This is a genomic window from Psychrobacter sp. DD43 (genome assembly GCF_904846555.1).
Classification (GTDB): Bacteria; Pseudomonadota; Gammaproteobacteria; order Pseudomonadales; family Moraxellaceae; genus Psychrobacter; species Psychrobacter cryohalolentis.
Map to the genome: position 1 here is coordinate 1 of NZ_CAJHBE010000031.1, position 13,558 is coordinate 13,558.

Annotated in this window: 12 protein-coding genes and 1 pseudogene; 9 read left to right on the forward strand and 4 right to left on the reverse strand. The window is 43.2% G+C overall.

Annotated elements, in window-relative coordinates; all coding sequences use genetic code 11:
- Nucleotides 1-384, forward strand: a 384-nt coding sequence (locus tag JMX89_RS12430) for a CHAP domain-containing protein (protein WP_201551710.1), incomplete at its 5' end; no start/stop codon positions are given.
- 116 nt (nt 385-500) lie between these two features.
- On the opposite strand, the gene JMX89_RS12435 is transcribed toward JMX89_RS12430, so the two are convergent.
- The 3 genes from JMX89_RS12435 to cadR form a co-directional block, all read right to left on the reverse strand.
- Nucleotides 501-1,682: a cation diffusion facilitator family transporter gene (locus JMX89_RS12435; RefSeq protein ID WP_077448184.1), complete on the reverse strand. Its 1,182-nt coding sequence runs from the start codon at nt 1,680-1,682 to the stop codon at nt 501-503.
- A gap of 265 nt (nt 1,683-1,947) precedes the next feature.
- On the reverse strand, nt 1,948-2,700 hold the full coding sequence (locus tag JMX89_RS12440) for an IS5 family transposase (RefSeq protein ID WP_191114789.1): 753 nt from the start codon (nt 2,698-2,700) through the stop codon (nt 1,948-1,950).
- Nucleotides 2,701-2,892: 192 nt separating this feature from the next.
- The gene (gene cadR, locus JMX89_RS12445; protein WP_007394845.1) at nt 2,893-3,303 is read right to left on the reverse strand and encodes a Cd(II)/Pb(II)-responsive transcriptional regulator; all 411 of its coding nucleotides are present in this window, start codon (nt 3,301-3,303) and stop codon (nt 2,893-2,895) included.
- A 142-nt stretch (nt 3,304-3,445) separates the two neighbouring features.
- Here cadR and JMX89_RS12450 point away from each other — a divergent pair, with 142 nt between their 5' ends.
- The 5 genes from JMX89_RS12450 (at nt 3,446) to ccmI (ending at nt 10,322) form a co-directional block, all read left to right on the forward strand.
- Nucleotides 3,446-5,647 carry a heavy metal translocating P-type ATPase gene (locus JMX89_RS12450; RefSeq protein ID WP_007394844.1) on the forward strand — a complete coding sequence of 734 codons (2,202 nt, stop codon included), beginning with the start codon at nt 3,446-3,448 and terminating at the stop codon, nt 5,645-5,647.
- A gap of 120 nt (nt 5,648-5,767) precedes the next feature.
- A complete protein-coding gene (locus JMX89_RS12455) occupies nt 5,768-7,816 on the forward strand; it encodes a heme lyase CcmF/NrfE family subunit (RefSeq protein ID WP_201532476.1) in 2,049 nt (682 codons plus the stop codon).
- On the forward strand, nt 7,817-8,479 hold the full coding sequence (locus JMX89_RS12460; protein WP_011513682.1) for a DsbE family thiol:disulfide interchange protein: 663 nt from the start codon (nt 7,817-7,819) through the stop codon (nt 8,477-8,479).
- 83 nt (nt 8,480-8,562) lie between these two features.
- Nucleotides 8,563-9,045, forward strand: a complete 483-nt coding sequence (locus JMX89_RS12465) for a cytochrome c-type biogenesis protein (RefSeq protein WP_020443538.1) — start codon at nt 8,563-8,565, stop codon at nt 9,043-9,045.
- Nucleotides 9,042-10,322 carry a c-type cytochrome biogenesis protein CcmI gene (gene ccmI / locus JMX89_RS12470; RefSeq protein ID WP_201532475.1) on the forward strand — a complete coding sequence of 427 codons (1,281 nt, stop codon included), beginning with the start codon at nt 9,042-9,044 and terminating at the stop codon, nt 10,320-10,322. Before JMX89_RS12465 ends, ccmI begins: the two co-directional genes overlap by 4 nt.
- Nucleotides 10,323-10,349: 27 nt before the next feature.
- Here the strand turns inward: ccmI and JMX89_RS12475 are convergent, their stop codons facing one another.
- Nucleotides 10,350-11,000 (reverse strand): IS1595-like element ISPssp3 family transposase, encoded by a 651-nt coding sequence (locus JMX89_RS12475; RefSeq protein ID WP_007394843.1) that lies wholly within the window; start codon nt 10,998-11,000, stop codon nt 10,350-10,352.
- 179 nt (nt 11,001-11,179) lie between these two features.
- Between JMX89_RS12475 and lspA the strand changes: the two genes are divergently transcribed.
- From lspA to JMX89_RS12950, 3 genes and pseudogenes are all read left to right on the forward strand, one after another.
- Nucleotides 11,180-11,887, forward strand: coding sequence for a signal peptidase II (gene lspA / locus JMX89_RS12480; RefSeq protein WP_007394842.1), 708 nt, complete (start codon nt 11,180-11,182; stop codon nt 11,885-11,887).
- Between the two features lie 275 nt (nt 11,888-12,162).
- Nucleotides 12,163-12,495: a DUF3817 domain-containing protein gene (locus JMX89_RS12485; RefSeq protein ID WP_131603940.1), complete on the forward strand. Its 333-nt coding sequence runs from the start codon at nt 12,163-12,165 to the stop codon at nt 12,493-12,495.
- Nucleotides 12,496-12,835: 340 nt separating this feature from the next.
- Nucleotides 12,836-13,461 (forward strand): annotated as a pseudogene (locus JMX89_RS12950) (recombinase family protein).
- Nucleotides 13,462-13,558: the final 97 nt, after the last annotated feature.

Here is a 13,558-nt window from a genome sequence, read left to right on the forward strand (position 1 = left end):
TCAAAAGTGGCTTTATCTGGCAGCTCTGGATATTGTGCCCGTTACGTACGTAAAGCACTACAATCAGCTGGTTATGAGTTCACTCCAAATCCTTCAGCCTATCAGTACGCTACTCGTGGCACACTTGAGAAAGCAGGTTTCAGCAAAATCAGCAATGATATGCCAACCCAAGTAGGTGATGTTATTGTCTATGATCGCTCATCAAAGCGTCCACATGGCCATATTCAAATTTTCGATGGTACAAATTGGATTTCTGACTTCCGTCAGAACAGCATCAGCCCATACAGTGGTGTCTATGCTTATACGACATGGCGCGATTCAAAATACGTGGATGACGCATCCGCATCAGATCGTAATATCTACCTTGCTATGAATGATAAATAAGACTTTCTAAGTCAGCACAACATAGTTGTTATTTCCTCCAACCCAGTAGGGCGTGTTGAACATTCACAAATAGTCTCTGTCAGTGCCATGGTTGAAGGTTCAACACGCCCTAGTGACTAGTGACTGTGCCCGATATGGTTATTCGCAGAGCTTTGCTGCTCTGATATGTCGCAGACCAATGCATCGCTATGGGCGCTGGTCTGCGGGTGTGACAAGCTTTCAACCTGAATGGTGGCGTGATGAATACCAAGCGCAAGCAACCCTTGCTCAAGATTGGCAATCAATACGCTGGCATCCGAGATTCTCATATCCCCATCGACCATCACATGGCAAGATAGCGCATTTAGCCCGCTGGTGATGCTCCAAATATGCAGGTCGTGGACTTGTTTTACTTGTGGATGGGCAAGCAGCTTGTCTTCCACATCTACCAGCGATATGCCTTCTGGCGTGCCCTCCATCAAGACATGTACCGAATCACGTACAACGCGGTAACCACTTACTAAGATAAGTACCGCGACGATCACCGACGCTGCGGCATCGGCCCAAACCCAGCCAAACCCCATCATCAGTAAAGCGGCGATGATCGCGGCGACAGAGCCCATCAAATCACTTAATACATGCAAGTAAGCGCTTTGCATATTGAGGTTGACAGGCTCTTTGGAATCATTGCTTTTATTTGCTTTTTCTTTATTTACTTTGTCTGCATTTGCTCCATGGCTGTGGGTGTGTCCATCGCTGCCGCTACTACCACGATGCATCAGCCAAGCGACCAAGATATTAACCAGCATACCGATGGTGGCGACGATTAGCATACCTTGGGTAGCAATCTCAGGCGGTGAGTTAAGGCGTTTGATCGCTTCATAAAAAATCATCAAGGCGATAATTACTAGCGTCGCACCATTGACGGTGGCCACGATAATCTCAAAGCGTTTATAGCCAAAGGTCTTTTGATGGGTGGCGGCTTTTTCGCCGATTTTAAATGCCATCAACGTCGCACCAAGGGCGATGGCGTCGCTGAGCATGTGTCCTGCATCAGAGAGTAACGCCAAGCTGCCTGTCAGTAAGCCACCAATCGCCTCGATAAACATATAGCCTGTGATGATCACAAAGCTAATCAGTAACGTACGCTGATAGCCTTTGGTATCTCTTGGTGCGGTGTTTTGCTCTAGGTGAGTGTCATGATCATGAGCGTCTTGATTGCCAGCAGTATAGTTACTATCGTTGTTTTTATAGACATCAATAGGCTCACTTGGAGGCAAATGCTTATTTTGCTTATGACTGGCATCTTCTTGACTCATAACGTTACTCAAATTTATTAAGACTTATGGTAAATAACTTCAAGGATTAATGATAAATCTAACATAGTCGAGTATTAGAAGCTGTAACGACGAGGTAAAAATGCAGCCAGTAAGCTATAGTCGATTCACTGCAAAAATGACATCGTGCTACTGGTATAAATTTTCCTTGCATGCTGTTATTACAGAGGCTGCGCAACATTCATTCCAGTAGCACTCTTCAATTTATCACCATGTTATTTTGAACTGACTAGGGCGTGTTGAACATTCATAATTTGAGCCAGATATAAGCACAAGCAAGAGCGACCGTATTTTCATAACTTTGCTTGAGCTTATCAAACCTGGTGGCAACCGCCCTATACTGTTTTAGTTTGGCGAAAGCATTTTCTACTAGATGCCTCGCTTTATATAAGTCCCAGTCCATATGGTCGTTAGAAGACTGAGTATTTCGTTTTCGAGGGATGTTATCCCGTGTCCCTGCTTGTTCAATATGCGCTCGTAGTGCATCAGAATCATAGCCTTTATCGGCACATAAAACCTCTGTGTTGCTCAAATTAACTTTGTCTACTAAGTCAGGTGCGACTTTAACATCGTGGGTCGTGCCATCTGACAAGATAAAGGTAATCGGATTGCCATGCGCATCTACTGCCAAGTGAATCTTGGTCGCGCGTCCTGCCACACTTTTACTAATGGATTGTAGGTTCTCATTGCCACCACTGCTGTGCTGATGCGCTTTAATATGAGTACCATCAATGAAGACCCACTCAAGGTCTGCGTCTTTGATTAATAAAGCAAACAGCGTAATCAGCTTATTACTACGAAACCAGCGCTGGTAAGCTTTATAGATGGTATTGGGCTTGCCAAAACACTCGGGTAAGTCGCACCAAGGACAGCCAACACGCATGCGATAAAGCACGCCTTCAACCGTTTGTCTAAGATTTCCTTTGTCATAGATATTAAGTTCTAGTAATATAGGTTTCAGTCTTGTCCAGTGTTCATCTTTGAGCATAGTGCGAGGCATAGCGAACGATATCTTTTTTGTGTGAGAACTTAAAGATTAACCGTTCGCTATTTTTTTTGCCATTAATTTATACCCAATGTTCAACACGCCCTAGTGATCTTAATATCATTGCTGGGTTTTTTTGTGCTTAACATCAGGGCGTATTTAACCTTTCATGATTTGATCCGTCAGAAATGAACACTACTGATATCATTACTCATGACAGGAGTTATCGACAAGCGCGTTTAAAATGCCACATGATGACGCTGGTGCACTACTTGCACATTTCTGGCGCAAAACGGTCAAGTGATGCTTTAAGTGCATCAGTTCTTCCATTCGTATTTCCACAGCATGAATGTGCTCATCTAGCAAGTTATTCACATCGCCGCAGTCCTTGTCAGGCGACTCCCAGTATTCAAGTAAGATTCGCACATCATCTAAAGCCATATCGAGCGTACGGCAATGTAGGATAAATTGTAGACGCTCAATGTGCTCTTCATTATATAAACGATAATTCCCTTCGCTACGAAAAGGCTCGGGTAATAAACGCTCTTTTTCATAATAGCGAATGGTTTCTACTGTGGCACCTGTGCGTTTAGCGAGCTCACCAATTTTGATTGTCATAACAACCTCTATGATTTAAATAATTAAAGTGGCTGTAAAGACTAGCGCTAGAGAAATTAAAATTACGAAACTGTAGATAAATAACCTTGACTCTAAAGCCACTATAGGGTTCATAATATCATTATTCAAAGGGTAAATTATTATGAAATATCATATTGAAGGTATGGACTGTGCCAGTTGCATCGGCAAGATTGAAACAGCTTTGAAACGTATGCCTGGGGTTTCTGATGTTCAGCTGAATTTCGCTACAGAAACGCTAGAGCTAAATTTAGCCCCTGGTGCGCCGACTCAGGCTAGTGATATCGAAAAAACAATCAAAAGCCTAGGGTTCGGCATCTCTGCCAATACTGGTCAACAAACTGTATCGGCTATTGATATTGACAGCGACAATCAGATGGCTCCGCAGGATAAGCAATGGTGGCAAACTCAAAAAGGCAAACAGGTTGTTGGCCTCGGTATTTTGATGGGCAGCGGTTATGCACTGTCACTACTGTTGCCCGCTTATGGGATATGGGTGTTTGCCATCGCTGTGATTGTAGGCGTTTTTCCATTTGCGCGCAAAGCCTTAGCACTGGCTAAAACAGGTTCATTCTTTTCAATTGAAACGCTGATGTCCGTCGCCGTGCTTGGCGCACTTATCATTGGTGAAGCTGAAGAGGCCGCAGCGGTTGTCTTTTTGTTCTCAATCGGTGAACTGTTTGAGAGTATCGCTGCTGATCGCGCTCGCGCTGGCATCAGAGCCTTATCATCGCTGGTTCCGAAAAGTGCAATTTTACTTGATGCTCAAGGTGGGCAGCGTAACGTTCCAGCGACTTCATTACAAGTGAATGACCTTGTGCTGGTGCGTCCTGGAGATAGGGTATCTGCTGATGGTTCCATTGTTCAAGGTGCGTCCAGCCTTGATGATTCGCCCGTGACGGGAGAGTCTGTTCCTGTTGCCAAGACGATGGGTGACAATGTATTTGCAGGGTCAATTAACATCGATGGTGTGCTCCAAGTGCGCGTAGAAAAGACAGCCGCCGATAACACCATTTCGCGCATTATTGAGCTGGTAGAGCAAGCCCAAGCCTCCAAAGCACCCACTGCCCGTTTTATTGAGAAATTCAGTCGCTATTACACACCCGCAGTGATGGCTATTGCCGCACTAATTATTATCATTCCACCGTTAGCCATGGGTGGAGATTGGTCGACTTGGTTGTATCGCGGTCTAGCACTGTTGCTGATTGCCTGTCCCTGTGCTCTTGTACTATCAACACCCGCTGCCATCGCCTCTGGTCTTGCTGTTGGTGCGCGCCGTGGCTTGCTGATCAAAGGCGGTAGTGCTTTAGAAACTATCGGCCAAGTGAAGACGGTCGCTTTTGACAAGACAGGCACTTTAACTGAAGGCAAACCACGCGTGACCGATGTTGTTGCCTTTACACAAGAGGACTCAAGTATTCAAGGTCAGAATTCTCAAGGTCAAGATGAGATATTGGCACTTTTTGCCAGTGTGGAGACTGGTTCTAGTCACCCGCTTGCTGAAGCCATTGTTAGTCATGCTGAAGCTGCTAAAGTGTTCATACCTGTGGCCTTCAATGCTTCTGCAACTGCCGGTAAAGCGGTACACGCAACTGTCGCGGAGCGCGCGCTAGCTATCGGTTCGCCTGTTTACGCAGCCGATGAGGCATTGATTTCATCCACACAACAGGCGCAAATTGAGGCGCTGCAAAATGAGGGTAAGACCGTCTCTGTTCTTTTCGATGAGCAAAACCGTGAAGTGCTTGGATTAATCGCGCTAAGAGACGAATTACGAGACGACGCTCATGAAGGTGTGGCTCAGCTCAAAGCGATGGGTGTGCGCTCCGTCATGCTAACAGGCGACAACCGCTTAACCGCTCAAGCACTTGCCAGTAATTTAGACGTGGAATGGGAAGCTGAGCTGTTGCCTGAGGACAAACTGCGCCTGCTTAACGAGATGAAGAACAACCGCAAAATAGCGATGGTTGGTGATGGTATTAACGATGCGCCAGCGCTAGCAACTGCCGATGTTGGCATCGCGATGGGTGGTGGTACCGATGTGGCCATTGAGACGGCCGATATCGCATTATTAAAAAGTCGTGTTACGGACATGGCTCATCTCATCGCACTTTCACGTGCCACCATGCGCAACATTCATCAGAACGTCATTTTCGCTTTAGGTCTCAAAGGCGTCTTTCTGATCACGACCATATTCGGCATTACTGGACTATGGATTGCGGTTCTAGCTGATGCTGGAGCAACAGTGATCGTTACTCTTAATGCGTTACGTTTACTGCGCTTTAAAGGCGCGCCTCCACTGGTAAATCCGCCTAAAGTAGTTAAATAAAACCCTTCGAAATCAATTAAAAACTAGAGATAGCAGCAGATTTCGGGGTGGGTTCTAATAATAAAAATTCCACCGCCACAGTAAACTGCAACCGCATTAGAGTAAATAAGGTTAGACCGTATGTTGATTACAGAATTGGGCTATTTTGCCTTGCTTACCGCTTTTGTACTGGCGTTATTGCAGGTAATTCTGCCAACTATTGGTGTTATTCGTAACCAAGTTGCTTGGCAACGACTAGCCCCTAGCCTAGCTTGGGCACAGTTTGCCGCCATGATAACGTCATTTGGCGCTTTGATAGCAGGTTTTTATTATAATGATTTTAGCCTCAGTTACGTCGCGCAGCATTCTAATACGCTGTTGCCTTGGTACTATAAGTTATCGGCGACATGGGGCGGACACGAGGGCTCTTTGCTGCTATGGATGACCATCATGGCCACATGGTGTGCACTGGTATCATACTTTAGTCGCGGCTTGCCGTTATCAATGCGTGCGCGGGTATTAGTTATTTTGGCCGGTGTACAGTTAATGATGCTAACGATGCTGATATTTACCTCGTCACCGTTTGAGCGTACCTTACCCAATCTAGCGGTCGATGGCGCTGATTTAAATCCTGTCCTACAAGATTTCGGTCTGATTATTCATCCGCCCATGTTATATATGGGCTATGTGGGTATGGTAGTACCTTTTGCATTTTGTATGGCGGCATTGTGGGAAGGGCGTTTAGATGCTGCTTGGACACGCTGGTCACGTCCATGGGCGCTCGCGGCTTGGGGATTTTTGACCATTGGTATTGCACTGGGCTCGTGGTGGGCCTACTACGAGCTTGGCTGGGGCGGTTGGTGGTTTTGGGATCCGGTAGAGAACGCCTCGTTTATGCCTTGGCTTGTCGGCTTAGCATTGCTGCATTCATTAGCAGTCACTGAAAAGCGCGGGGTGTTTAAAGCATGGACCATCATGCTGGCTATTTTCGCCTTTGCCTTAAGCTTGCTTGGCACGTTCCTGGTACGCTCTGGAGTCCTTACCTCAGTGCATTCGTTTGCCGCTGATCCGACGCGTGGTTTGGTCATCTTAGCTATTCTTGGCATTATCATCGGTAGTGGTCTATTAATGTTTGCCGTTCGCGGTTGGCGTTTAACCGTTGAAAGTCAATATCAGCTGATTTCACGTGAGTCCTTTTTAGTGATCAATAACGCCATCATTTTGATTGCAACCTTAGTGGTGCTGCTCGGCACCCTCTATCCTATTATCGCTGATGCCTTTGGTTTAGGACAAGTGTCCGTTGGCCCTCCTTATTTTAATGCATTATTTGTACCTTTAACGTGGCTGTTATTAATAGCTATGGGTATGGGCTCAAATATTCGCTGGAAAAAAGACACCCGTCCACTACTGGGTATAGGCATGGTCATCGCCGTTAGTAGCTTAGTATTAGCCGCCATTATTACTTACTTTGTTAATCCATCGTCTATGCTTAATATTGGTGTGACTTTAGCCGTTAGCTTTTGGGTACTGCTATGGATGGCAGTTGATTTTAAAGATAAAACTAAGAATGCGCCTAATCTTTTTAACGGTTTGCGGCAGTTGCGTCTGAGCTATTGGGGTCAACAGACTGCTCATATTGGCGTATTGGTTGCTGTCATTGGCATAGCCTTTACTAGTAGCTTGAGTATTGAGCGTGACGTAGCAATGGGTATTGGCGATACAGTCAATGTTCAAGGTTACGATTTTGAAGTAACTGAATTTTTTGAAATAAAGGGTAGTAACTTTGATGCAACGCAGGCGCAAGTCGTGGTATCCAAAAACGGTCGTGAAGCGGCGAAACTGAATCCAGAAAAGCGTACTTATATCATTAGCACTATGCCGACCACTGAGGCGGCCATTGATGCTAGCCTAATGCGCGATGTTTATGTCGCACTGGGCGAACCTATTGCCGATGGTAGTAACCAATGGGCATTAAGGATTTATGTAAAACCATTAATTCGCTGGATTTGGTTAGGGGCAATTATCATGGCTCTAGGTGGATTAATTAGCATGCTTGATAAACGATACCGCATCAAAAAAGTTAAAGCTCCATTGCTAGTTACTGGTGATCTGGCTACTGATGGAGTCAATGAGGTAGCTATTGAACAGGCAATCTCAGCATCGACGATGTCGACACTAAAGGAGAAATAAATGACTATGTCGAATAATACTCCTGAGCAAAAAGATAGCCAAAACAGTAAGCAGCGTAACCCAAAGACAATGAAAAAAAAGCAGACGAAGCTATGGTTCTTAATTCCGCTTATCCTCTTTTTTGGTTTGGTAGTTATATTGTACATGCGCTTAGGTAAACCAACAGACATTGTGACCAATACCGCTCTTGAGCGTCCGGTTCCTACCTTTGAGCTGCCGTTATTAGCAGATACTACCCGTACTATCACCAATGATAATTTGCCGGATAAGCCGTTTTTACTTAATGTTTGGGGCTCATGGTGCCCAACTTGCGTTATTGAGCATCCGTTTTTAATGCAACTAGAAGAGCGCGGCGTTGATATCGTTGGTGTGAATTATAAGGATGAGATTGGTAATGCGCTCAGTTACTTAAACCGAGGCGGTGATCCATTTTCTATGTCTATTCAGGATTCATTGGGTCAGTTTGCTCTAGACTTAGGCATAACTGGTGCGCCCGAAACCTTTGTTGTGGATGGAGATGGCATCATTCGTCAGCATATTGTTGGTGAGATTAATGAAGCCAATTGGCAACAGCGTGTTAAGCCGTGCCTGACAGTACTTAATAAGGCTAATAAGAACAACGATAGTCCTGATCTCATTCAGGTTGAGGAGATGTGCAAATGAACGTTACTCGAATAAGAGCTCCTCAACTAAAACCCAATATAGTTTTAAAACTAGCAAGCTTAATACTAGCGTGTTTGCTTAACATGACGGCAAACGCAGCTATTGACGTATACGATTTTGACTCACCACAGCAAGAAGCTCAGTATCGTGGATTAATAGAAGAGTTTCGCTGCCCAAAATGCCAAAATCAAAACCTTGCAGCCTCTGATGCACCGATTGCACAGGATCTAAAGCAAAAAGTCTATGATTTAATTAAAGATAGACGTAGTGATGCTGAAATACGCGTCTATATGCAAGAGCGCTACGGTGACTTTATTAGCTACAAGCCGCCTATGCGACCATCAACATGGATCCTATGGTTTTTTCCACCACTATTATTGCTCGTCTTAATTATTGGTTGGTTTTGGCAAAGTAAGCGTCGCCAAGTTGTTGCCCGTGGTCAAAGCGGCGTCACAGTGAACAGTACTGCTGCCTTGACCTCTACGGAAAAGGCTGAGCTTGATCGTCTATTATCGCAAGCTGAGAGTGTCGACCACGACATTACTAGCCTAGAGGACAAAAAATGACTCTATTTTCTACTTTTGGCTTATTTGTAACTCTAAGCTTGCTGATTGCTCTTATATTTGCGCTGATTGCTATTATGCCATGGCTACGAGCACCGCGTTTGCAGTCCAAACCAATAGACAATCAACTGCTAGATATTAATGTTGCAGTATTTCGCGAACGTTTAGCTGAGCTACAAACAGATAAAGACAGCGGTACTATTAATAATAGCCATTATCAAAATCAAAAGCTGGAACTGGAGCGTCAGCTATTAGATGCGCAGCGTCAGATAACACCTATGGTCACCCCTGATGTCAAAAGCCGTTTAATTGTCGCAGCTTGGATCCCAATATTGGCTGCAATGGCGTATTTACTAATAGGCAATCGTACGCCCGTGTTTGATTTGTGGACAGCTGAGGACAAAGTAGGACAAGTGGCTGACGACCTATTGACAGCTAAAATTGACAAGCCGCCATCATGGGCGTTTGAAGATGGTCGTCAACTGATTAGCGCCATGCAAACCAATGTTCATCGTAATGCTGATGATCCTAATCGCTGGATGCGCCTATCCGAGCTTTTCTTATCTATGGAGGCAACTGATTCTGCGCTGGAAGCCTTATCGCGTGCCTATCGTTTAGCACCTGATAACGAGGAGATTGCTACTACTTATGCTCAGACTAGTTTTTTTGTTAATGAAGGTCAGTTAGACGCCAATATTCGCCGTGTATTACAAGCTATATTAGCTAAGAATCCGCAGCATGAACGGGCTCAAATGCTCATGGCAATGGGTGAGACTCGTAGTAGTAACTTTGCCCAAGCGCAAGGTTGGATTAAACGCTTACAAGGCAGCATTGTGGCCAAACCAGGTGATCATACTAAAGCTTTAGCAAGCTTAGATGAGTTAAGCAACTACGTTAGCACGCAAGAAAAGCAAGCGCTAGAAGGTATTGACGTGACAGTGAAAATTAACGCTAATTTATTACCGTTAGTGAAAGCTGATGATGTGTTGTTTGTTGCGATACGTGACGTTAAAGGAGGTCCACCGTTTGCCGCCAAACGTTTACCCATTAGTATTATCAAGCAAGGTGAGGCTAGTATCCGCTTAAGCAATCTTGATGCGATGATGCCAGATCGCACGTTAAATTCAGCTCGTAGTGACAAAACTCAGTTAGCAGTCGTTGCTCGTATTAGTCATAGCGGTAATGCCATAGCAGAATCAGGCGACTTATCGGGTAATCCTATAATGATTAGCGTTGAACAGACTCAGGTTAATGTTGAAATCAATCAACAGATTCCCTAATAAAAAATTAGGGGCTGTCCTAGATAACTAGTTCAAACCCTGTTTAACCCATTGTTTTAATTGTAGTAATTGCGACTTTGGGTCACTGTGATTAAAACGCCACTCACATTCCTTTAAATAGAGGTGAAAATGTTCTTTTGGAACTCCGTTAAACTTACGTAGATGCCGTTTAGCTTGGTTCCAAAAGTTCTCTATACCATTAATGTGATTCTTGTCATTAACAAAGGTTTTGGAGTGGTTGATACGATAATGAGTAAACTCACTGACATCTAATGCGTTATAGCTTTTAAATGAGTCAGTATAAACAATGCTATCAGGCTTCACTTTTTCTCTTATGATGGGGATCAAAGTATCTGCTTTAGCATTGGGTATAATACAAGCGTAGACCTTGCCATTACGCTTTAATAGACCAAACACGGGCACTTTGCTACCAGCACCTCGCCCTCGCTTGCCTTTACGAGTTCCACCAAAGTATGATTCGTCTACTTCGATTTCGCCTTCAAATAGACCAGGGTCTTGACTATTCTCGTAAATAAGCAGTCTTAGCCTATGAAAGTAATAACTGGCTGTCGTTTTATTAATACCAATTAGGCTTGCTGCTGTTCTCGCGGTAGAACCGGCAACAAATAACTCGATTAGTCTGCTTTGTTTATACCAACTTAGTTTACTCTTTCTCATAGTGCTATCCTAAATAATTTTACTTATCTAGGACAGCCCCAAAAATTATTACCGTAAGTTTCATAATACCAGAGCGGTAAGTGGAGCCGTTTATGAAAGTGGCGCGATTAATAATCGTATACCAAAAACATATACGTTTAACATTGTTCATTGTATAAACATAGATAAAGGAAACAACTATGACTGAATCTACCGACAGATTAGATAGTACTAAATTGAATAGCGTTGAATCGGCTAGTACTAATATTGCTGACAAGAAGGTACCTATAGCTGTGAGTAGTACTCATCAATCGATTGACTCTAAAACCATAAATCATACGCCTAAAGCTATGTACGTGACTTCAGGCAACTCAATAACACCTAAAGATAAGTTGGACAAAATGCCAAAAATGGTTGCCAATGGCAGTCGCGCTTTTATCTGGTATTTGTTGGCGATAATGGTATTAATACTTGATCAATGGACTAAGTGGTTGGCCCAAACCACATTAGCGTTCAATGACCCCGTACCGGTCATTGAACCATTTCTCAACTGGACACTCGCTTATAACTATGGGGCAGCATTTAGCTTTTTAGCCAACGCTGGCGGTTGGCAGAAATGGTTTTTCTCAGGCTTAGCTTTTGTAATGGCTATCTTTTTAACGGTTTATTTAATCAAAGCGCCACGTGCAGCCAAGCTATTATCTATGGGGTTGGCCTTAATGCTTGGTGGTGCGATTGGCAACTTAATCGATCGTTTAAGAATTGGTAAAGTGGTTGACTTTATCCATGTGCATTATGCTGATGTCTGGAATTATCCTATTTTCAATGTTGCAGATATAGGTGTCTGTGTCGGTGTCGCATTGATTATAATTGACATGATATTTTTAGAAAGTAAGCGTAATAAATAAGCACATTGATACCGATTATCACAAACAAAATGAACTAGCGTCGTATTCACTCTATACGGAAAAATACTTTTTATACTTGAGTATGTTTATAAAATGTGAACTGGAAGGTAATGTATGACTGGTATAGGTACTCACTCATTTTAGGTCTTAAAACTCAATACTTAAAAGCTCTGCGTAGAGCCATTATTATAGAGACATTGAATAATCCATAAATTCTTTATTGATAATAACAAAAGGAAAATACAGTGTCACAGACTCAGCCAACTATTGAAAAAATTCACAGCCTTAGAAAAAAACAAGAGACAGCGTTAAAAAGTCTTACCCTTATAGGCTATCTAGAAGGCACCTCTTTCTTATTATTGCTCTTCATCGCCATGCCACTAAAATATATGATGGACATTCCAGAAGGTGTGAAATACATCGGTATGGCACACGGTATGTTGTTTATTACCTATATCATAATACTTATAGGCTCAGCTATCAAAATGAAAATGCCTCTTTGGGCAATACCTGCGGGCGTACTCGGCTCACTCTTACCTTTTGGCCCATTTATATTCGATCATTTACTAAAAAAGAACTTGCAGGAAAATGTAAGTAAAGAAGCCTAGAACAAGCTCTGCTATAAATGCCACAAACGTATCTTATTACTCAAGATTATTTTTCCTAACTAAATCACAAGCCGCCATCACTCATCGTGGCGACAAATGAATAACATTGAGCAGAAATTAATCACAATAAAACTTTAATTCAGACCCAGTATGAATAGTCTCACACTCCAGTTACTTTTCGAACTTATCTTACATACTATCGACAAACCCGTTTTGTTTAAAAGCTAAACAGGTTTTGTCATCCGCGATGGCTTTCCTGTTATCGTAGGGTATACCCCAGGGGCACTATCAAAACAGGTCTCTTAATCAATTAATAGTCTACTTATAATAGACTGCAATAATGGAACTACTTATAACAGACTATTTTAGGTGTTTATGTTTATCAGAGCATAGAGCGCCAATCAAAGATCAAGATGCCAAGCGTGCCAAAAGTGAGCTCATATAGCTTGCTGCTGATCATGGTCACAAAATTGCCGCCTTCTATGTTGAAAACGAGTCAGACGCAACTTTAATACGTCCACAGTTAATGTAACTGATAAATGATGCCCATGAAGGCGATATAATTTGGTTGAGCAGATTGACCGCTTAGCACGTTTAAACCAAGCTGATTGGGATACTCTCAAAAGAATGCTATTAGAAAAGAAGCTGGCGGTAGTATCAGAAGAGCTACCGACCTCTTATATAACGCCTCAATCTGATAGCAGCATTGTATTTATGAGCAGCGTATTACAGGCCATCAATTCGATGATGCTTTATATGCTCGCTGCTATTGCTAGAAAGGACTATGAAGATCGACGTAACCGTCAGATGTAAGGTATTTCTCGTACTAAGGTAGAAAGTAAATATTCAGGACGTAGGAAAGATACCGAGAAGCGTAAGATTATCGCTAGCCTTCTGAAATCTGGGCGTAGTTATTCTGAAATACAAGCTACAGCTAAGTGCTCGCGTCATTTGATAGCTGTATAGCTAAATAAATACTCAAATACTCAAATACTCAAATACTCAAATACTCAAATACTCAAATACTCAAATACTCAAATACTCAAATACTCAAATACTCAAA